This window comes from Komagataeibacter europaeus LMG 18890 (assembly GCF_000285295.1).
Classification (GTDB): domain Bacteria; phylum Pseudomonadota; class Alphaproteobacteria; order Acetobacterales; family Acetobacteraceae; genus Komagataeibacter; species Komagataeibacter europaeus.
On the sequence record NZ_CADP01000057.1, the window covers coordinates 1 to 20,093 of the forward strand.

25 protein-coding genes are annotated in these 20,093 nt (G+C 54.7%); 8 read left to right on the forward strand and 17 right to left on the reverse strand.

Features of this window, described 5'->3' with window-relative positions; translation table 11 throughout:
* Nucleotides 1-693: Tn3 family transposase (locus tag GEU01_RS24465; protein WP_019087292.1), on the forward strand; the 693-nt coding region annotated here is incomplete at its 5' end.
* Between the two features lie 977 nt (nt 694-1,670).
* Here the strand turns inward: GEU01_RS24465 and GEU01_RS14140 are convergent.
* The 3 genes from GEU01_RS14140 to GEU01_RS14150 are packed head-to-tail and all read right to left on the reverse strand — an operon-like array spanning nt 1,671 to nt 2,822.
* The gene (locus GEU01_RS14140; RefSeq protein ID WP_157212852.1) at nt 1,671-2,147 is read right to left on the reverse strand and encodes a hypothetical protein; all 477 of its coding nucleotides are present in this window, start codon (nt 2,145-2,147) and stop codon (nt 1,671-1,673) included.
* 10 nt (nt 2,148-2,157) lie between these two features.
* On the reverse strand, nt 2,158-2,520 hold the full coding sequence (locus GEU01_RS14145) for a hypothetical protein (protein ID WP_146221662.1): 363 nt from the start codon (nt 2,518-2,520) through the stop codon (nt 2,158-2,160).
* Between the two features lie 2 nt (nt 2,521-2,522).
* A complete protein-coding gene (locus tag GEU01_RS14150; RefSeq protein ID WP_019086599.1) occupies nt 2,523-2,822 on the reverse strand; it encodes a VirB3 family type IV secretion system protein in 300 nt (99 codons plus the stop codon).
* A gap of 116 nt (nt 2,823-2,938) precedes the next feature.
* On the opposite strand from GEU01_RS14150, the gene GEU01_RS14155 reads away from it, so the two are divergent.
* Entirely contained in the window at nt 2,939-3,310 is a 372-nt protein-coding gene (locus GEU01_RS14155) for a hypothetical protein (protein WP_146221663.1), read from the forward strand.
* 136 nt (nt 3,311-3,446) lie between these two features.
* On the opposite strand, the gene GEU01_RS14160 is transcribed toward GEU01_RS14155, so the two are convergent.
* The 3 genes from GEU01_RS14160 to GEU01_RS14170 all read right to left on the reverse strand — a co-directional run bounded on the left by GEU01_RS14160 (nt 3,447) and on the right by GEU01_RS14170 (nt 5,958).
* The gene (locus GEU01_RS14160; RefSeq protein ID WP_019086601.1) at nt 3,447-3,896 is read right to left on the reverse strand and encodes a hypothetical protein; all 450 of its coding nucleotides are present in this window, start codon (nt 3,894-3,896) and stop codon (nt 3,447-3,449) included.
* Nucleotides 3,897-4,004: 108 nt separating this feature from the next.
* Complete coding sequence (locus tag GEU01_RS14165) at nt 4,005-5,075, reverse strand: ATPase, T2SS/T4P/T4SS family (RefSeq protein WP_081499976.1); 1,071 nt, start codon at nt 5,073-5,075, stop codon at nt 4,005-4,007.
* Nucleotides 5,068-5,958, reverse strand: a complete 891-nt coding sequence (locus tag GEU01_RS14170; RefSeq protein ID WP_232272542.1) for a hypothetical protein — start codon at nt 5,956-5,958, stop codon at nt 5,068-5,070. The genes GEU01_RS14165 and GEU01_RS14170 overlap by 8 nt, the downstream gene beginning before the upstream one ends.
* 3,050 nt (nt 5,959-9,008) lie before the next feature.
* Here GEU01_RS14170 and GEU01_RS14175 point away from each other — a divergent pair.
* Entirely contained in the window at nt 9,009-10,709 is a 1,701-nt protein-coding gene (locus GEU01_RS14175; RefSeq protein WP_019086604.1) for a TraM recognition domain-containing protein, read from the forward strand.
* 102 nt (nt 10,710-10,811) lie between these two features.
* Here GEU01_RS14175 and GEU01_RS22880 read toward each other — a convergent pair whose 3' ends face one another.
* The 3 genes from GEU01_RS22880 to GEU01_RS14190 all read right to left on the reverse strand — a co-directional run bounded on the left by GEU01_RS22880 (nt 10,812) and on the right by GEU01_RS14190 (nt 12,201).
* The gene (locus GEU01_RS22880) at nt 10,812-11,036 is read right to left on the reverse strand and encodes a hypothetical protein (protein ID WP_019086605.1); all 225 of its coding nucleotides are present in this window, start codon (nt 11,034-11,036) and stop codon (nt 10,812-10,814) included.
* A gap of 7 nt (nt 11,037-11,043) precedes the next feature.
* Nucleotides 11,044-11,337: a hypothetical protein gene (locus GEU01_RS14185; RefSeq protein ID WP_146221673.1), complete on the reverse strand. Its 294-nt coding sequence runs from the start codon at nt 11,335-11,337 to the stop codon at nt 11,044-11,046.
* A gap of 135 nt (nt 11,338-11,472) precedes the next feature.
* Nucleotides 11,473-12,201: a ParA family protein gene (locus GEU01_RS14190; RefSeq protein WP_157212854.1), complete on the reverse strand. Its 729-nt coding sequence runs from the start codon at nt 12,199-12,201 to the stop codon at nt 11,473-11,475.
* Nucleotides 12,202-12,654: 453 nt separating this feature from the next.
* Between GEU01_RS14190 and GEU01_RS26895 the strand changes: the two genes are divergently transcribed.
* From GEU01_RS26895 to GEU01_RS14205, 3 genes are read left to right on the forward strand one after another with little or no spacing between them, the layout of a single operon-like run.
* Entirely contained in the window at nt 12,655-12,966 is a 312-nt protein-coding gene (locus GEU01_RS26895) for a hypothetical protein (protein WP_146221672.1), read from the forward strand.
* A gap of 1 nt (nt 12,967) precedes the next feature.
* Nucleotides 12,968-13,708, forward strand: a complete 741-nt coding sequence (locus tag GEU01_RS14200; protein ID WP_019086609.1) for a nucleotide-binding protein — start codon at nt 12,968-12,970, stop codon at nt 13,706-13,708.
* The gene (locus GEU01_RS14205) at nt 13,689-14,117 is read left to right on the forward strand and encodes a hypothetical protein (protein ID WP_019086610.1); all 429 of its coding nucleotides are present in this window, start codon (nt 13,689-13,691) and stop codon (nt 14,115-14,117) included. The genes GEU01_RS14200 and GEU01_RS14205 overlap by 20 nt, the downstream gene beginning before the upstream one ends.
* Nucleotides 14,118-14,176: 59 nt before the next feature.
* Here GEU01_RS14205 and repC read toward each other — a convergent pair whose 3' ends face one another.
* Together repC and GEU01_RS14215 are read right to left on the reverse strand one after the other, a co-directional pair.
* Nucleotides 14,177-15,469 (reverse strand): plasmid replication protein RepC, encoded by a 1,293-nt coding sequence (repC, locus tag GEU01_RS14210; RefSeq protein WP_019086611.1) that lies wholly within the window; start codon nt 15,467-15,469, stop codon nt 14,177-14,179.
* A gap of 189 nt (nt 15,470-15,658) precedes the next feature.
* Nucleotides 15,659-15,898: a hypothetical protein gene (locus GEU01_RS14215; RefSeq protein ID WP_019086612.1), complete on the reverse strand. Its 240-nt coding sequence runs from the start codon at nt 15,896-15,898 to the stop codon at nt 15,659-15,661.
* Between the two features lie 454 nt (nt 15,899-16,352).
* On the opposite strand from GEU01_RS14215, the gene GEU01_RS14220 reads away from it, so the two are divergent.
* Nucleotides 16,353-16,748: a lytic transglycosylase domain-containing protein gene (locus tag GEU01_RS14220; protein ID WP_019086613.1), complete on the forward strand. Its 396-nt coding sequence runs from the start codon at nt 16,353-16,355 to the stop codon at nt 16,746-16,748.
* Nucleotides 16,748-17,212: a YMGG-like glycine zipper-containing protein gene (locus GEU01_RS14225; protein ID WP_026018755.1), complete on the forward strand. Its 465-nt coding sequence runs from the start codon at nt 16,748-16,750 to the stop codon at nt 17,210-17,212. The genes GEU01_RS14220 and GEU01_RS14225 overlap by 1 nt, the downstream gene beginning before the upstream one ends.
* Nucleotides 17,213-17,259: 47 nt before the next feature.
* Here GEU01_RS14225 and GEU01_RS14230 read toward each other — a convergent pair whose 3' ends face one another.
* The 6 genes from GEU01_RS14230 to GEU01_RS14245 form a co-directional block, all read right to left on the reverse strand.
* On the reverse strand, nt 17,260-17,718 hold the full coding sequence (locus GEU01_RS14230; protein WP_019086615.1) for a hypothetical protein: 459 nt from the start codon (nt 17,716-17,718) through the stop codon (nt 17,260-17,262).
* Between the two features lie 2 nt (nt 17,719-17,720).
* Nucleotides 17,721-18,164, reverse strand: a complete 444-nt coding sequence (locus GEU01_RS14235) for a hypothetical protein (RefSeq protein ID WP_019086616.1) — start codon at nt 18,162-18,164, stop codon at nt 17,721-17,723.
* A 271-nt stretch (nt 18,165-18,435) separates the two neighbouring features.
* Nucleotides 18,436-18,696 carry a hypothetical protein gene (locus tag GEU01_RS14240; protein WP_019086617.1) on the reverse strand — a complete coding sequence of 87 codons (261 nt, stop codon included), beginning with the start codon at nt 18,694-18,696 and terminating at the stop codon, nt 18,436-18,438.
* Nucleotides 18,697-18,837: 141 nt separating this feature from the next.
* On the reverse strand, nt 18,838-19,158 hold the full coding sequence (locus tag GEU01_RS26900; protein ID WP_232272543.1) for a hypothetical protein: 321 nt from the start codon (nt 19,156-19,158) through the stop codon (nt 18,838-18,840).
* A 102-nt stretch (nt 19,159-19,260) separates the two neighbouring features.
* Nucleotides 19,261-19,569, reverse strand: a complete 309-nt coding sequence (locus tag GEU01_RS25795; RefSeq protein WP_157212855.1) for a hypothetical protein — start codon at nt 19,567-19,569, stop codon at nt 19,261-19,263.
* Between the two features lie 168 nt (nt 19,570-19,737).
* A partial coding sequence (locus GEU01_RS14245) for a recombinase family protein (RefSeq protein ID WP_019086618.1) occupies nt 19,738-20,093 on the reverse strand: 356 nt, incomplete at its 5' end.

Genomic DNA, 20,093 nt, shown 5'->3' on the forward strand with positions numbered 1-20,093 from the left:
GGCCGCCGCGTCCGCCAGCATTTTGCCGACACGGGTGGCTTTACCGATCATGTGTTCGCCGCCAGCTCCTTGCTCGGCTACAGGTTCGCACCGCGTATCCGAGATCTCTCTCAGAAAAGACTCTATGCCTTCACGCCCAACGCGACGCCCGCCAATGTGCGAGCGCTGGTTGGCGGCAAAATCAATGAACCGCTCATCGAGCGCAACTGGCCCGACATCCTGCGCGTCACGGCAACGATCGCAGCGGGCATCGTCGCCCCCAGCCAGATTCTTCGCAAGCTCGCTTCCTACCCGCGCCAGAATGAGCTGGCCCTCGCATTGCGGGAGATCGGTCGCATCGAGCGCACCCTGTTCATGATCGACTGGATTCTCGACGCCGGTCTCCGGCGCCAGGCTCAGATCGGTCTCAACAAGGGCGAGGCCCATCATGCCCTCAAGCGCGCCATCAGCTTCCATCGTCGAGGTGAGATACGCGACCGCTCAGGCGAAGGGCAGCACTATCGTATTGCCGGCATGAACCTGCTCGCCGCCATCATCATCTTCTGGAACACCATGAAACTCGGGGAGGTCGTGGACAGACGCGCCGTGGACGGCATCATCATCCCGCCTGATCTCCTCGCCCATGTCTCACCGCTGGGATGGGAACACATCAACCTCACCGGCGAATATCGCTGGCCTAAATCCTTAGCGTAGGATTTCGCCCCCTCCCGCAAACGACCCCTAAAAGCCTTCCCGCCCGAAAAAGAACTGTAATAAAACGGGTTGCCGTCCCTCGTTTCAAAAACATACTGCGCTTCTTCGTTGCCAAGATCCTCTACTACGGGCATCCCGATAGCTGGGGCTGCGTACAGGGACATGGCCCCAAATCGGCTTTCCGTTCCGATGGATGTACGGTCAGAACTATTATATCCCCCGACCTGTAGGGTTTTCAGGGCATTAGGTAAGCCGATGCTTTCCCATACCATCCGCCCCTGCGTTCCTTCTATGGCCGTGGTCATGACCTCGGCATCCTTGATAACCTGCTCCGGGTCTTCACCAAAAATCACGACCTGGCCGCTAAGGCGGCCATAGCGGTCCTCATACGTGGCAGCTTTTTCAAGTTCCTTCTGCTTCATCTTGATTTCGTACGATTCATTGGCCTTGGCCTCTGTTTCGGACGTAGGCGCACCTTTCAAGATGGCCCGTATGTCGATCTTCTGACGATCAAGGCTATTTCGGGCGTTCTGAAAGATTAGCTGTCTGCTCAACTCACTCAACGGGGAGAAATTCACGTTGATAATGTAATTCCCGCGTTGTGTTGCTGGCGCGTGCTTTCTGCCCTTGCTCCACATACCAATAGGATTGGTGGGTGTTTTAACCAGCCCCATAGAAATGAAGTAATGCGGGATCAGGCCATCTAGTTTGAGCATATCCACGCCATGATAGGAGACTGTAGATATGTCTCCATCAGCCACGACAGCATCCATGTCGTCGTTTGGCGCTTCCAGATAATTCCCGAACCGCAGGTATCGGGTATTCATCGTTCCAAGGAATTTGGCGAATGTCCAAAACTGGTCAATCGGCATAATGTATGCCGACCCCATAGCCATTTCCCATTTTGCCCGCACGTCTTCCAGGGCACGGCTCAATTCCCGCAGCCGGGCACTGATTTCACGTTCACGAATTACCAGTTACCTAGCATCCGAGAATTTGGAAAACAGATCCTCGCGTGCCTCTTTATCGACCAGCGCCATCGGACCAAGGCGCAAAAGCGATGCAATAAGTCCGCCCTTACCCTTTTGAGGGTCTTCGTAAACCAACACATGCACAAGCCGGGTCTGTGCCAACTTGCGTGAGTTAAGGCTTTCCTGTCGGGCGGCTGAAAGCCGGTTGTTTACGGGACTGTTGGGGCGCTCCCGAAGAAGCACCCCACAGTTTTCCGCATGAACCAGGTATTGTTGAACCGCAATGCAATTCGGCACAGTCGCGTAGATGCTGGCCGAAATAGCTGCGAGCCTCTTTTGGTCTTCCGGCATCAGGGCGTCGGGATCAATACCCGGCAATTCCACCGCTGCGATCAGACTTCCCGAAGCATCAAGGATTGCATTATTTCCGACCGGGCAAATAAGTGGGCTTAGATTTCCCGTTGGGACTGTACCGATTGCCATGAGCGACCTATCAATATGTGAAGTAAGCGATAACAGCCGTAATGTTGAAGATGATGATTGCTGCAATGGCTGCACGAACCGCGTAGCCAACTGCGCCAGACTTGGGGGCGAACGCCCACAAAAGCGCGGCCACAACAAAACCACCCACAACAGCCAGTTCGCCCATCGTGGTTGACATGAAGTTACCAATGTCCTGCATCGTGCTGGCGATGTTGGACAGGATGCCGGACCCCTGTGTCTGGACGCTGTAGCCCGGCGAGGCGAACGCCTGGGAAGCCGGGGCCAAGGCCACGGCTGCACCTGCCACAGCAGGACTCTTTTTTGCCATCATCATGACACGACGATCCGGCCCATTTGCGTTGTCAGATTTCATTACTACCTCGTGGTAAATTTGATTTTTCGGCGTGGTTTTTTCCCGCTCGCGCCGCGCCTGAACTGCATCGAAATTCGCCGGATAATCACGAACATAGCGTTCGGATCACCCTTGTACATTTCGTAAAAAACAAAGATCAAAACGGCCCCAACGACCAAGCCGATCCATATTTTCACCACACTTGCGAGGGCTAATCCCAATGCAGAGCAGAAGACGAAAACGGTCATGGGTATGCCAATGACCCTCTTGGAAGTGTGTAGCGTTGCTACGTCTTTGACCCGTTCTTCAAAGCTGATTTCCACTGCTGCCCCCCTTCCGCATATTTTTTAGCAAAAAAATATGACGATAAAAACATAAATGTGCAGCGATTTTGTGCTTAAAATGCACCTATGCGGTTTTAGAGGAAAATAGCATCAAAATGACACCTTTTATTTCTTCCAAGAAAACCCCTGATGACGTAGCTTTGCTGCCCGTTAAGGCGTTAAGAAAGCGTCAAACACGGCGAGCAAGTGCGTCAGGCGCAAAACGGAGAGCCATGAGTAAACGAATTACGTTTCAGGTATCGGGGAACCTTCAAGCAGACCTCGACCTGACGTTAAAACTCATCAAGGAAGTGTACGGCGTCACCATGACGCAGGCGGATCTGCTACGGATCTCGGTATCGCAGGTTATCAGAATCCTGCTGCCGATCCTGCACGCTCCACCTGAAAAGCGGGTGTACACGCAGGCTGACGTAGAAGAACTGCTACGGGACGCAATGAAGATCGAAAACGCCGCCGAGGATGCTTAAAAGGAAAGGGGAGAAAACATAATGTTTTCTCCCCTTGGGGTATTGGTGTCATGCGTAGCATGACTAGATTGCGGCCACCGAGACAGAATTACCCAACGGGCACCCTGAATAGGTTGAAGGCTCACACTCTCCAATTTCAGACGTGTTGCAAAGACTGCAAACGCCTCGCAAGCCAGGAATGGACGATTTTGCAGATGGCAAGATCCATTCCCAAAGCCAGTGTATGGAAAGCACCGGCTTTTTTGAGTTCGGACCAGGTAGAAATAAGCTGCGTAAGATTGCGGTCAAACGCATCGAGCAGTTTTGCGTATTTCTGTGCATCATGCAGCATCGCTGCTACATTCTGCCGCTCGGTAGCAAGGTTCACATAAGCGTACCGATCCGAAGGGGTAGAAACCTTCTTCATCCTGGCAAGATCATGCTGCAAACCATGTATCAAAGCGCGAACACGCTCTTTCTCGACCAGTAGGCCCCAGTCTGCGTAGCCCTCTCCAAAAGGAGATAGAAACTCCTCCCACCTTGTAATGTCGATGTCTGCCCAGCAGCGGGTTCCGTCAACATAATCGTCGTATTCTCTGACTTCCATCGAAACGATCCTTTCCGTTCTAAACAGACGCGGCGTATCGTTCCGAGTGGAACGACAGATGCCGTTCCACGATCAGGAGAGTACCAGAAAGAGAATCAGGGATGCAAGCTAATGTCTGGTATCAAGAGCGTTATAAAAAGCGTCTATGAAAGACGTATCAAAATCATACCCTTTTTTTATCTTATGCGTGACTAGAACACGCTCGGTTCCGTCTGTGTCTATCCACACAATTTCTTTCACACGGCGAACAACCCGCGTTGTGCCGTCGCGGTCTCGCTCTACATCGCGGGATAGATGAATAACAAATTCTAGGTTGTGACGGACCAGTTCGCTGATTGCCTCACGCGGGACATTCATGGCCTGGCGGGCATAAAGTGTTTCCATCCTCGCAATGGCATCCCGTGCGGACGTGGCGTGTACCGTTCCGAAGCAGCCGCCGTGCCCCGTGTTCATCGTATCCATAAAGGCGGCACATGCGCCCGGTGTCCGAAACTCCCCTACCCCCAGCCGGTCAGGACGTTTCCGCAGGGCCTCGACGATCAGGGAAGGAAGATCAATAACCTGATCGTCGGCTTTAAGCCTTGCCCGCCTGGGGGCTTCCAGTTCAAATTTTCTCCTATGCCGGGGAGCAATGTTTTCGGTGGTATCTTCCACCAGCCCTAGCCGCTCCTGTGGGTCCAGTTCAAATGTCATGGCCCGCAGGAAGCTGGTTTTTCCAGTTCCAGTCCCGCCGGTCACGATAAAATTGAGCCGGTTATTCAAGGCCGCCCGGACCAGCTTCGAGATTTCCGAAGTGATTGATCCACCGGCCAGCAGATCGTCTAGGGAACGGTGCGTTGTAGGGAAAGGTCGGATAGACATGATCGCGCCATTGACCGCCACAGGCGGCAACGTGGCGCTAATCCGTGTCTTGTTCTTCAATCGCGCGTCTAACAGCGGATTATTTTTGTCCACCTTCTGATCTACAGAATTGGCAATCTGCTTGATATACTGCACCAAAGAATTTTCGTTCGGCCATTTTACTTCCGGCGCATCAATCAATAACCCATCACGCTCAAAGTAAACGTAATCATAATGATCCACACATATCTCTGTAATTGATGGATCAGAAAGCAATTCTTTGATCGGGTCGCCATAGTGACCGATCAGTTCATGTACTTCACTGTCAGTTCTAAGCATCGACCTCTCCCCACTCACTCTCTGCCTCAATATACGGCGCTTGTGCCTTGGTAGCCGTCTGAAACTTCATTTCGTCGGTAAAAGGGGGCAACCCTTCCAGCAAACGATTGACGATGATTTCTGCCTGGACCCCTGGCGCTCCGCCAAAACGGACATAAGGGGGCATACGTTTCGGCAGATAGGGACATTCACGGGCACGTTTGGCCCTGATCCACTCACCAACAGTAAATCGTCTCAACCCTGCAATTTGCTCTCGGACCCCGCGAAACCCCGGCAAGCGATAGTACCGCATTATCACCCGCTGCACGGCCCGCTCGTCCTTTCTATGACGGATGGCAAGCCGGATCTCGTCGTGCCAGGCTTCGACCTTCTGCGGCTGAAGGCGCCAGGTCCACCGGGGCGCTGATCCTTCATGGGGAGTCTGAACCAACTCAAACTCGCTCGCATACAGAAGTCGGTTCTTAGGGTCCGTTACCCTCGCCAATCCCTGCTCGCACTCTCGGGCTGGGTGAACCCCCTCGGTCAGCAGCAGCCACCAGAACAGATGCGGGGATCTGTGGGCCGGGTGAGCAAAAAACCGCGCCCCGGCAATCCCGACCTTTTTGCGCTCGTAGCGAAGGGCTGGGGAGATTTCCGTGCTGTAGAGACTGGCAAACTTAGCTTCCAGATTCAGGAAGCGATCAGCCCTCACTACCCCGCTTATATGCCAGACATATCCACGCGACACAGCCGTACTCAAGGACTGCATCGTTGTCGTTTTGTGAGGATAGATCAGCATATCATCCAAGAAAAAAAGTATCAAAAACGACCATAAAAAACAGCCCCGGATCAAGGGGGGCCGTCTTCCGACCTGAAACATACCCGAAAAAACACGGAAAAGCACCAGAAAGTTACCTGAAACATACCAGAAATAGGTCGGATTTTCGTTTCATGCTTAAATATACGCGAACAAATGAAAACCCACCACCCTAAAGGGCGGTGGGTTTAAGTTTTTTTTGATTTCATAAGTTATAGCGAAAAAATCCGGCAGGCCGGATTTTTGATTTCATATAATGAAGTTCCTATGCGCGTGCGTGACAACTGAAGCGCATTATGCGAAAAAAGGCGTGCAGACCTCCATCTGCACGCTGATGGATCGACAATGAGGCGTAGGGAGCCGCAAGGCCGCTACACCCTCTCCCGATAGGGGCGACCATCCTGCGTGATGGGGAGCCAGCGCAGCCCGGCTATCAGCCGGTGGGCGCGGCGACCGTGCGAAAGGGCAAAGAGCCATAGGCTCGGTGCCCGCCAGCACCAGCCGCAAACACCAGACGCCGGGCGAAAGAGAGAAAGGGGGCCATGCCAAGGGCCACCATCCTACGGGTGGTGCCTGCCAAGCACCCCCCCGCCTCTCGTCCGCGTGGTGTTGGGATTGACCCCGGCCCGCCATCCGTCACCGCATAGCGGCTGACGCTGGCATCAGCCGGTCAATCAGTCCCAGCCGGGTAGGAACCCGGTCCATTGTCCACCGGGCATTTGGCCCCGACTGTTTCAGTCGGTCCAAGTGCCCGCCAAGCACTGGACCACCGACCTGAAAGCCACAGGAGCATGAAAGTGAATCTGACCCGTCTCGCCATCCCTCTGCGGCTGGCGATGTGCGCCAGTCGGAATCTCATTTTCTGCCGGGGTAGGAACCCGGATCATGTGCCCATAGGGCCACCAGTAAGATCGCCTCGCGGTCGGATCTGGTGCCCGCCAAGCACCTGATCCGACCATTCCCCCCAATCCAACGGACGCCGCGCCAACGGCTTATCCATCACCAGGACCGCCCCCATGAAAGGAGAGGATCGCGGTACCCCAAAGTTCACCTTGTCTCACTTGCCATTAGTCGATGCCCCGAAAGGGGCACGCATGACGCCTTACCAGCGTCATGCAGGACCATTGCCTAACCAGCATGGTCCGACCTGTTGCTGTAGCCGGATGCCTTTAATCGGGCTCGTCCGGCTGCAACGGGCGCTCGGGGGTGTAACTCCCCCGTTCGACCCAATCACCGCGTACCGACTGCCTAGCTGTCCGGTCTTTGACAATCGAATACGGAACATACCGACAAGAGAAGTTGGGCGACGTGGACACGGCGCACGCCCCGCCCCCGGTGGCAACCGGGGGACAGGGGCGTGCTGCCTGCCAGATGGGAAAGACGGTATCCAATCCGTTCCACGGGCGGCCAGGGATGGTCGAACGTGTGCCGCACAGGTGGGCGACACGCACGATGGGAAACTGTCGTGAGTCCTAGAGGGGAAACCTGGATAGGACGGTACTAGGGGGCGCAAGCCGCCTAGATCGTCGGATAGCTCAAGCCTGTAACGGCGTTCAGTAGGACGCTGTGCGGAGAGAAAGTGCAAGTGCCGGGGCCTGTAGTGTCCCGGTGGATAAAGTTGGAAGCGATGCGGTGAGTAAGGGAGCGGCTTTGGAACTTCGCGCCCCCCAAATTGGCCCGTCCTTTGGGACTGGTCGAAAGGCTCTAAGAGCCTAGCCTGCATAGTGAGACGCTTGCGTACTGCTCGTTAAGATCCGTCTGGATAACACGGGAAGGGCTAAGGGTCGGCAGGGTGGTTCCTGTCAATGACCTATGCCTGGGAGCGGTTTGAGTAGAGTGAAAATCCCTTTCGCGGTTTATCCGAAGCGATTGGGAGAGGCGGCATACAGTGGGGGTGGTTCCTCACGTCGCTAAAGTCTCGAAAGAACTAGGCAACAGGGTAATTCGACACTGGCGCTTGGCAGCGCCGTGGCAAGTGTTTCCGGGTGTGCATCGGGTGGCACCGATGCAGACCTGGCGAGGGGAAAGGTGGCTCTTTTCCTCCTTATTACCGGCAGTCATTCCGACTGACCGGCGTTCAACAGCAATGGAGAATCTGCGATGATGCTTGCAGCATCAGACGACGCCGCGCGTCGTGTAGTGCCAGCAATGGGGCATCCCCCTATGGCTGGCCGATCAGGCGCAGGGCACATGCCCTGCCGACTTGTGCGCCTACCCGCCATCTGGCGGCCAAGGCGCTCGGCGGCAGGGAGAAGCCTCTACAGGCTTCATGCTGCGTCGAAACCCACAACCTACAGCCTGTGCCGTGTGGCATCAGGGAAAGGATATGAAATGGCAAGACTGACACCCGGCATGGATCGGGTGCGGTTGCACCCTTCATGCCCTCGATCTGACAAACATGGACCGGGATGCAGGCCCCGGCTGAAAGGACAAGTGCCTGTCTCAAGACGGGCACGATGCCCGGATGTTGGGGAACCCCCAACGCATAAAACCGGTCTTTTGCGACCACTGATAGGAAACAGGCCCGTCCCTGACGTGGCGTGTCGCCAGTCAGCAGGACAAGAAACCGGCCAATGTGAAACGGGAGTAATTGTGATGTTTCTCACGCTGCTTTTTGTGCTGGTTGCGTCGATGCTGTCTGCATCGCGCAACCTGGCCCGACTGGCGGTGACAGGTATGGAAGACGGTGATTGCACATATGGGATATTCCCTATGTCTGTTACCGCCCTACAGCCCTCACCTGACCAGGCCGGAACAGGATGCACCACCCGGATGCGGGATAGAGTGCCCATCGTCAGATGGGGACGAAAACCTGACTTCGGGAAAGTCCTCGCCATGCGAGGACGTAGGAGCCGATTGATCGGCGGAAACCCCAATGTGCATTGGGTGATCCGACCGCCAATCGGATCGAAGCCCGCTAGTAAGCGAAGGTCGCACCATTACGGTGTCAGTAGAGCCGGGCTAGAGAGAAGGAGAAACCACGCTCCTTTCCCTTGATGCCAACTGCTGGCAGACCTTTCAGGCACCCTCTTGGGGCTGTCTGACTGGCTGGTGACTACCGGGGATGAACTTAATTGTTCATCCCCGGCCCTTTTTCATCCCCCGCTCCAACCGAGGCTCACCGGAAAGGATGTGTGATGCTGTCGAACCACACGCAGGCTGTGTTTGCGTTTCAGAACTGCATGGACCCCTATCTATTTTGGGGCATGTGTCTGTCTTTGATGTTCCTGGGCATGGTGGGGCTGACCCCCTTACACCCGCACAAGGATCTCACCTCACACGGCATGATTATGCTTGTTTTCCGGCGTATCGCGCTGGCCTCGATGGCTGCGGAAGTCACGCTATTCATTGGTTTTGCAATCACCTTGCAGGGGACGCTGGGGGAAGAAAACCTAAACAAGCTGCTGCATATCTACGCATGGCGCTGGTTGCCCATGCTGCCCCTTTTTCTGATCGTCGGTATCATCTGCCGCCTGGTGTACCACCGCTGGGCCGTGCCCCGGATCTCGTCTCTTTTGCGCCGCATGAGGATCACGCAAACAGAAGACACCGTATCCGATATGAAGAACGAAATTACCAAATACCGGGCCATAGACTATGACCCCTTGAAATACATGCGGCCTGGCGAAATGTTCCTCGGTCTGGATATTTCTACCAAGGCTCCGCAATATCTGGACCTCGCCACATGGGATGAAACCCACAAGATAACCGTAGGCACCACCCGATACGGTAAGGGTATCACCTTCCAGATATGGGCCAGCCAGGCCATCAGGCGTGGCAAGACCCTATTCCATATTGATCCGAAGACAGACAAATACATGCCGCATGTTTTGAAACAGGAGGCGGAAAAACACGGCAAAACCTTCCTGTCTGTGGATCTCATGTCTCGTGACGCCAAGGGCACGTATGCGCCATTCGTGCATGGTAGCCCGGAAGACCGGCGTTCCCGCCTGTATGAAGTCCTGTCGCTGCGAGATAGCGGCACTACGGCAGATTTCTATAAGACCGTGGCCCGTCGCTATCTGGTCAACATTTTCCACGACGCGGACGCCCAAAATCAGCCCACCACGATCCCGTGGCTTCTTGAACAAGTAGAGGCGATGAAGGAAGACGATACGGGCAACCGCGATGAAGATACAGCCCGCCGTAAATCCCTTGAATCTGTGGTATCTCGCCTGACTGAAATGGCTGCATATGAGCGTATTTCAGGAAAAGGGGGATTCAGTATTGCGAAAACCCTTCTCAATCCGAATGGTGCCGTTGTGTATTTCCGTGGGCACCTTGAGGATCAGGTGATCTTGGCGGCGACCAGGGCGTTTATTATCGAATTGAGACAAGAGATTAAGCGTCTCCATCAGGACCGGAAAACAGAAGTCGAAATACAGGTGGATGAATTAAAGTTCCTCCTGTCAAAGACCATTCTTGGCTCGCTGGCCACCATCACGGGGGAAGGCGCAACCTTCTGCCTGGCGTTCCAGAGTTTCGGGGACATTGAAAATCCAGAGGATGAAACAATCAATGGCCGGGCTGCGCTGCAAGCCATCAAGGTAAACTGCCAGGTTAAAGAATTTTTCGGCGGTTCTGATTCCGATACCGCCCGATGGATTGCGGAAACCACAGGCGACACGTCCAAGCGGGCCGTCCGTATGGAACAGACGGAAGTGAACGCGATGGGCGGTGAATCCTGGGCGTCTAAGCGCACATTTGGGGACGTGCAGGAATACGTCATTCCAGAGAATGTGGTGAAGGCACTGACCCCGAAAGTCGCCGTACTCATGCGGCCAAACCACCTGGCAACGGTGGTGACTGTCGCCCCGGTCAAGGTGACGCTTCCGTAGTCTTGTCACGGATTATCTAAACAAAGAAAAAGGCCATCCGGCATATGGGGTAAATCCCCTATACTGGATGGCCTTTTTTGTTTACGCCCGCGATGCTCTGCATCAGCCCGTGATGGCTGGCGGCTGGATCATATGGTCAATCGGCTGGTGCTTGCGCCAGGTATCCCCAGCGCCGCGCGGGCTGGCCCACTGCATAAGATCCTCAACCGTCAGCGATGGATTGGCTTTCAGCGCATTGGCCACCGCTGCAACGCCGTGGACATATCCACGCCTGAATGTTCCCTCCACCTGCGGATCGGCTGGAAACTCGACAAAGTTCATTTCCATGCAATTATTACCCTTCCCTTTGGTGCCACGGCACTGTGCGCCGGTCCACCAAGTCTAGTTCATCAACTTCAATGCCTGCATCGGCTAGAGCCTTCATCACGACATTTTTTGTCGTGGTGCCCTGCTGCTCCGCTACCGTGCCCAGCGAGCGGATCGTGCGCGGGCGCACGCGGATATTCAGATTGATAGACTTTTCCCGTGGGGGGGCCGGGACTGGCCGGGCCTCTGGATTGACCCGCTGCACGACCTTTATGGGGTCAGGACGGGGAACAGGGGCCGGTGTGGGTTCAGTCGCCTTCACGGGGGCTGTGGCGGGCGCTGTGGCTGCGTTTGGGCCTGTATGGCCCGCGTCGGCAGTTACCCCCTGAACAAGCCTTAGTGCCTCTGCCGGATCTACCCGATCCTTGCGAGATTTGAGCGGTGGGCGTGCCATGCTCTAGTTCTCCTTCGTAACTTCTACGGTCTTGGAAGACGGTACGGCACCTGTGGCCGCCAGTTCGTCTATCAAAGCATCAATCTCCGTTCGCGCCGTGCCAGAGGAAGGCAGGACACCGCTAAAGGAAATTTCGGCTAGGGGCGCTCTATGTCCCAAGACAGCATCCAAGGACTTTATTCCGAGTTCGCGCAGTTCATTGACTGCATGACTGGCGACATTCGTTCTGGTGAAGCGATTTATCAGCGCCACGGTCGGAATGTCCCGCTTCATAGCCTTGGAATACATTTCAATGTGCTTGATAGTTTTCTCGGCCTGGTCAATATCCGACGATCCGATACCAACGGGAACGATCACAAGGTTTGAAATCGTCATAGACACGCTTCCAGCGGTATTATTAAAACCCGCCGTGTCTATTATAACCAAGTCGTATTCTTCTTCTTTCTGATAAGCAAGATCGACAACCTTGCTTTCGTCCTTCTCGAAGATACAGGCGAAATCCTTTTTTTCGCACGTATGTTCATACCACGTCGAAAATGCTTCTGTCGGGTCGGTGTCCAGCACGATCACACGCACCCCGCGCTCGGCCAGCCCCATCGCAAGGATCTGGCATACGGTGGTTTTTCCTGGGCCGCCCTTGAACGACGCTACGGTTATAATCGACATGATATTTCCTGCTGTGGTGAGCCATCCAGAAAGAACGATGTGGTGATGTTCTTTCGCGCCCAACATATCCAAATCCCCGCAATGTGTAAAGCACGCATTGCGTAAATACGGCATTACGTGGTGCCTGCTTTACGTAATGCGTGCTTTCCTGCGTTACGTAACGCATATGATACGTGTTTACGGCATTACGTAAAGCAGGCCACACGTAAAGCGAGATTTACGGATTTACGGCATCACAAATAGCTATAATCCGCGTCCAGATGCTATGATATGAATTGCCCTGGAACTGCGCCCCGCTTTATAATGCGTCACACTTTTGTGCTTTTTAAGTGCAAAATGTACGCCTCACCACAACGGGCGCAAGAGAAGGAAGGTTGTTCATAGGTGCCAGACCCCACTACCAACACAGGCAAAATGCCATTGCCTGTCCCTGCGGCAAGAGGGGCCATAAAAGCGACGATTATGCTGGAATGGGACACTATTCAGCGCAGGCTTACCTATGAAGGATGGACCCGCCGCATGATCCTGCTGGATCTGCAAGAACGCTACGGGCCGGATAAGTTCAAGGTCACGTACAAGCATTTCCTAGTCCTCCTGGCGAGGACAGAAAGGGATCTGGCGGCGGCTCGTGTTCCCGCTCCTGCGTTAAGAAAACAGGAAAGATCGGCTCATGTCGAAGAACGACGATCAGACACAGACCGCCACCCACCAGCCGACGACCAGCGCGGACCAACCAGATCCCGCTATGAAGAACGGCGGGCAACCCGCTTCCCCGGCACCGGCGGCACGGTCAAACACAAGAAAAAACCCAACCCCGAAGAACTGTTCTGACATGATAGACGTGCATTTTATCATGCAGGGCAAGGGTGGGGTCGGCAAAACAACGGCAGCGGCCATACTTGGTCAATTCCTCAAGGAACACGACCCGGAAACGGTCTGCATCGACGTGGACCCGGTTAATTCTTCGTTCTCGGACTTCAAGGCACTGGATGCCCACACCCTTGAAATCGAGAAAGAGGGCGCGATAGATCAGAGGGCATTTGATGAACTGATCGAGCAGATTGTCAGCATCGACCATCCATTCGTCATTGATTCCGGTGCCAGCACCTTCCTGCCACTCACACAATACCTGACTGACGGCCCGACCTTCGATATTTTAAGGCAGTATAAGCGGCGGCCCGTGTTCCATACGATCATAACCGGGGGGCCTGGGCAGCTTCACACCATGCAGGGCCTTAGCACGCTGCTGGACAGCCTGCCGGAAGATGCAGACATAGTGCTATGGATCAATGAATATCATGGCTTCGGAAAAGTCGTGGACAAGGATGGCCAGGAAGACTGGCAGAACATCAAGATCATTGCCGATAATCAAAGCCGGTTCCGTGCAATCATCGTGCTGCCAAAGCTGAATGAGCAGACGCATGGGGCAGATATGCGGGCCATGCTCACGGCAGGTCTGACTTTCAAGGAAGTCGGTCCCAAACATGGCTTTAAGATCATGGCGCAGGCACGATTGAACGATATTTGGAAGACGCTGGAAAAGGAATTGTCCAATGTCCTCTGGGAGTCCTGACAAACAGGACGGGAATGGCCTCGATACAGAGGCCATTCTTGGTCTTCTTGCTAACAAGGGCATCCTGATTGAGAAGGATGATCCGGTCTTTAAGGTTCTTCTTGCCAACAAGGAAATCCTGCAAGCGTACGTGGCCGGTGTGGAAGCATCGTATATCCGGGCCACCAACCGGATGAAGTCGAACGCTACCAAGGCCATTATTGAAGCTGAACAACAGGCGAAAGAAGCTATTAACAACGCTGGTGCATCGTTGGTCCGCAATGCCGCCAGTGACCTGATAGCCGTTCTGCGCCAGGAAATTGAGCCAGTCACCAAACCGTTGCAATGGATGCCCTATGCGCTGGTGATCCTGTGCGCATTAAACTGCATCGAGTTCCTGCTACTGCTATACCGTAGCTTTGGCGGGTGATGGTGGTGCGGGGCGTGGCGTATGGCCACGCTTCCGGCCGCCCTGGTCCAGTCTGCCGGTTACATGATGGCCGCGCAGCGTTCCCGCATCCCGTAAATGCTTGGCATTAGGTTCAGGTCGCCATCCTCGGCGGCCCTCAACATTCCCCGAAAATAGCCACCCTTCGTCATGGAATAGTGCTGATCCGGTCGTGACGCGATCAGGGCAACGGATACGGCTGCGGCTTTCCGGCCCATGATCCGGCAGGCTTGTCCCCACGCATCGCGCGAAACACCCAAATGGATTGATAGCCTCTCTGCCGCATCGCAAATATCCGACCAGGCAAGCCGCTGGTTCGTATGCGCAGGAACGATGCAGGCGGCCAGAGAGGGCACTAGGCGGACCAGTTCGCGGGGATGCAGCCGGGCGGTCTTGATTGCATCTTCCAGCGCCACAGGCGGGGCGGAAAGAGGCATATCAGAATCTTCCTTCTTCTCTCCTGCCCTATTGGGAGCGTCGTTAGACGCGGCAATATGAGTTGCCCGATCAGGGCGCTGCTTAATGGTTACTGTCTTTTCAAGACTTATGGGGGTTGTAGGTATTATGGACGGTCGGGAAACCGACCGTATGGGGTCACTATCTTCCGCATATTCACAGGCAAGCTGATCCTCCAGATCCAGCCGGATGGCTTGAAGCCGAGAAAGAGCCGCTTGCACGCCATCCACAGTGCGCCCGTCTTTGGCCTCAAGCACCAGGTCGCGGATCTGCCGCACAGTTTGCGCGTCGTCTGTGAGGCTCAAGCACTCGTCTGCCTCATACCGGGCATCCCTGCGCAACCGCTTCAAGGTGCGCTCCTGGGACAGCCTGCCGGTACTAATGCTTTTCAGTTCATCCAGCCTTATCGCCAGCGGCGAGAGGTCGAACCCGACTGCATGGGTAATACGGCCTCCATCCCTAAAATCCCGGCGTACAAAGCGCCGTCCTTCACCATGCGGCAGGATCAATCCTGCTTCTATCAATTCCCGTGCAACGGCCTTTAGCTGGGTAACGCCAAGATTCAGGATCTCGCCAAGATCACGATTTGATTTCCCCACGATGGGCAACCATTGACCGGACCAATCAGCCTGATCGGTAGCACTGATAAGATAATTCAAATACAGAACCGCCTTATCACTCAAGCCGAGAAAGTATGAGGCTTCTGACCATACTGCCCACACCTTATTGCGCGAGACAGCCGGAAAAAGCTGCCCCGGCTCGGTCTTCTCGGCCCGCTGGGTGAGGATCTTGCCCCTTACCTTCTTGGCGGCATCGGATAGTTGACGGCGGCCAGATCGTGAAGCCGCTGCGGCTTCTGGTGTGTTCCAGTTTCTCATGTGTGCCCTCGTGTGAGGGCCGGAAAAAAGGTCAAAAAAAGACGTTGACAAGCGGACACGCGCTTGCCCCACCGAAAACCAGATGATATAAGGGGACTGTTGAAGGCCCTTAAAGGTTTTTCTTTTCTGTCAGCGGCAAACTGGCAAGAAAAGGTGGGTGAGGCCGGTGCCGCGAGGCATCGGCCTTTCTTATGCCTGTTTCACGGCCTGATCCTTCAAAATATTGCTGTGCATGGCCTGGCGAATGATCCAGTTCACCGCATCAGCCTTGTTCGTAAATCCCCGAGTCTCCTTAATCTGCTCTAGGCAGTTCACCACATCCTCGGCCAGCGCCAACGTCTGGTACCGATACCCCCTTGCGGTAAGTTCGGCTTTCCTTTTGGCGGCATACCGGCGATGTTTGATTGGGTCGCGGATTCCTTGGGTCATGTGCGAAACCGTATCGACTTTTCTACCGCAAGTCGAGTGCTGACAGAAATTATGTTTAATTCCTGTTGCATCCGGGGTAATTAAGGTCTGGTGGCTGCATCTTTGATTCGGCCACCCTGCCTTGTGGTGAGGCAGCAGGCCCCTGCCGCCCTCTGCATACAGTGAGCCTGTAGCGGGCTGGTGGGGGCCGCCATCCGACGCCAACCGGATGCAGCCGCGATTCCGACACATATTCATAATCTATTATGTGCAGCCATAACGTGTGGCTGGCAACCATTTTGTGATTCGTGCTACATCCTTGCGCATATTTTCATCACATTTTTTGTGTCTGATATGTGTTGTTAGGAAAGGATAGTACTATGACCCGCCCCCGGCGCAGCCTTCTACAGCGTGCGATAAAGGCCGTAATTGTCTTCTTGATTGCGCTCTAATGCCTGCAAGCTGGCTTACCTGCATGGCTGCAACAGCGGCCATCTACGGTTTCCCTGCAAACATCCTCCCTTCGATCCATAGCGTCGAGGGTGGGAAAGTGGGAACGATTGCGCACAACAAGAATGGAACGGATGATCTCGGTTTCATGCAGGTGAACAGTTCGTGGCTCCCTGCTCTGGTTGAAGGCACTGGCTTGCCAGCTTCCACGCTTCGCACACGTCTGATTCAAGATCCCTGCTTTAACATCGCTATGGCGGGCAGCATCCTTGATCTGTACCGGCAGGAAGCGCACGGCGACGTTTGGCGGGCGGTCGGGTTTTATCATTCCCATACACCGCCACTTGGCCTGGGGTATCAGGCACAAGTCCTGAACGCTTCCATTGCCAGTATGCTTACTCCCCAAAAACAGGACCGCTAATGCGATTTCACGTAGCAATGCCGGTGATCGGCGCACTTGTATGCCTTACCGCCTGCAATCCATCGGACCCCACACAACGCACGGTAGGCGGTGGCCTGATCGGGGCCGGATCTGGTGCCGCCATTGGCGATCTTGCTGGTGGTGGGCGCGGTGCAGCAATCGGAGCCTTAGCGGGTGGGGCTGTTGGAGCCACGACCGGGTATCTGACCACTCCCAAGAGACGGCCACCTGCCGACCAGGCGCAGGACAATCGAGACCAGGCCGAAAACTACCAGCAGGCCAGGACACAAGGCCGCACAATCTATCAGCGCCGCTATACCCCCCAGCAGATCGTGCAGACGACCAGCGCCACAAATGACCAGGGAAACAATACTGCTTTCCGTGCGCCATACCAGAATGGATATGCACCTGCACCCAATGGATACAACGCACAGTATCAACCCAGCGCCAACACGGCATATTAAAAATGAAAAGCCGGGGAGAACCCCGGCTTTACTTTAGGTATCTGTTTTTAGATTTCATTCCACGGAATGACCTTACCTGGCTCTCCCTCAATGACTGGCACCCCGGCATCAGATGCCAGCCTTTCAATCGCCTGCATTTGAGGATCTTTAGGGCGCTGGATCAAGGCGACTACCTGACTGGTTTTCCGGTTGATAAGCACTACATCCGCATAGAGGCCGCCAAGGGTGGATGATGCCATAATTGCATTGGCCACTCCTGACCCTTTGCCACTGGTGGCCAATGAAAGCGCATCAACCAGCCGGATAGCCGGGCAGGCATAGTAATTGTCCGGTATGTCCTGCGTTACCCACGTCAATAATTCCCGTCCGACTGGATCTTGCAGAATTGCAGGCTTCGCATTGAAAAGTCTGCGTTGCCCCGGCCCGGCCCGAAGCATCCGCACGATGAACACCACCACGACCACCAGGACAGCCAATAATATCCAGATTAAGACAGTAGGGGTCATGGCTACCGCCCCTCACGGATAATCCGCCCTAAACTCTTGTCGTCTTCCTCTCTGACAGGAAAATCCAAGGCTTTCAGACCACGGATAAACACATGCCGCTTGCTGATCTTCTCGGCCATGACATAGGATTCAACCTGGTCCCACACATAGCGGGGCAGTTGCAGGGTGGTTGAAACCTGGCTCATGGGATCAACCGTATCATCGTAATGTTTGATAGGCCGCCGCTTGCGGGTCGTAAGATCCTCGTCGTCAATGTCCATGCCAAGCGCCCGCAGCCCGGCCATTAACACATTCTTAATACTCATATTCTCCTGACGCTCTGCGTAGGCTCCCACGTCATTCCACAGATAGACCGGCAAACGGATGAAAGATCGCAACAGGTCTTTTCGTCCTTCGCGTGGTCGGGTCACTTTCGGGCGCGTTGCCACCATTTCAACTCCAAGCATAATCGGCTCCTTAATGTATCACATCCCCGTCAATGGACCGCATACCCCCGTGCGTTTTTCCGACCTTTCCGCACAACGGCGAGGCAAAGCCTCTGTTTCACTTCGTCAATCGGGGTGCCTGGGCGGATCTGCTCGCCACAGCCCCAAATGGAGATTTCCAGCCCCTTTCGTGCAAGATGGTCTGCCGCCGCGTCAGCGCTGCCACGTCCTTCCTTGACCGCCAGCACAACCCCGTTTCGTTCATCTACAAGGTGAAAAGCCCGGACACGCATCAGACCCTCCCCCCGCTCGTGTGATGCTGCTCAACCCGTTTCAGACCGGCCATAAGGGCAATCATCTGGCGCTCTGAACAGGGCCGCGATCCAAGCCGAATGGTCCCGTCCCGCGCGACACGTACGGGCACCAGTGTTACCGCTATGACAGGACGCAGCACGATACCTGTCTGGTCCTCGGACATGGCGCATCCGCCAGCCTGTACGGCCAGCCGGGCCGCGACGGTCAAATAGCCATTATGGGCATGATGCAGGGTCATAGGGTGATCCTCCTATATGTGGGTTTCATGGGGCCGGTGTGGTGTCCCGCCCCCATGCCATTAATGTATCATGATACATTATTATTGCAAGAAAAAAGCCGCTCTTTGGCGGCTTTTTTACAGTCCCATCGTCAGAAACGATTAAAATACTTCGCCATACATCGCGTTAATCAGGGATACAATTCCCTCATTCTCTGCCGCGCCTGAACAACTGTTAAGGTATCGAAGCCGGGCCGCTGCGGTTCTGCCCGGATCATATCCCCAAAAATTAAACCGGACGATAGAAAAGTAGCTGCCGATTGGCCCGGAACAGCCACCAGACGGCGACCCTATACCTGCCATCCCGGCCATACATACAAGCGTTGAACATGAATCAGCAGCGGCAGGGGAAGGCATTGCCAGCATACCAATGCCAAGCGCCAGCACCCCACCAGCTACCGGACGCAACAACTTCCGTTTCATGCCTGGGCCTCCATACCCTTTTCAGTCTGGTATTAGATTACCGTCATACAACAAAAACACGATAATCGTACAGATAAATGAATAATGATGCCAAAGGCATCATTATGAGTCGTTTTTAGTTACTTCGGGCAGGAGAGAGGAAGAACCATTCAGCGCAGATAAAATATCATCTGCAAATGGTGGCGGGTTCTCCTTGAGGAAGTCGTTAATCTTCCTTAACCATGCCCGGATCTCCGGCTTCAATGGTGGCCCTTTCCCACTCAAGCAACGATTTAGCTGGGGCTGGCTCATTCGGAACCTGGACGCTGCCGTACGCTCGGTCCAGCCGATCCGCTGCAATAGTTTGCGGTCTTCATAACCGACCAACTTCCGGCGTTTGATTTCTTCGGCGGAAAGACGAATACGGCCCATTGTCACCCCCCTATGACATGGCCGCTGGCCCGGATCTGGCAGCGATCTGTCTGGTGGTGTGAGTGCTGCCGTACATTCAATTCCCGGTATCTCGTTAATCGAAAACGACATAATGGTAGCGTGCGCCCATAGCAGGGGTCACGACACGAAAGTGTACTTTACGTACGCTTAGAGTGAACCCAACAAGAACGTTGAGGCTGTTCTGCTGAGAGTTCGATAGACAGTTGGCCGAGAAATAGAAAACAGTTCTGAAAGATCGCTGATGGAGTAATCGCCGGTATCATACATCCGGCGAAGCTCTTTTTGCTGACGTTCAGAAAGCTTGGGTTTCTTTCCGCGTAGTTTACCTTTGTCGCGTGCAACGGCCATCCCTTCACGAGTACGCATCCGGATCAGATCGGCTTCAAACTCCGCGAAAGTCGCAAGGATGTTGAAGAACAACTTGCCCATTGGATCAGACGGATCGTGAATACTGTTCCCAAGTTGAAGCTTCACGCCACGGGATGCCAGGCTGTCGCCAATAA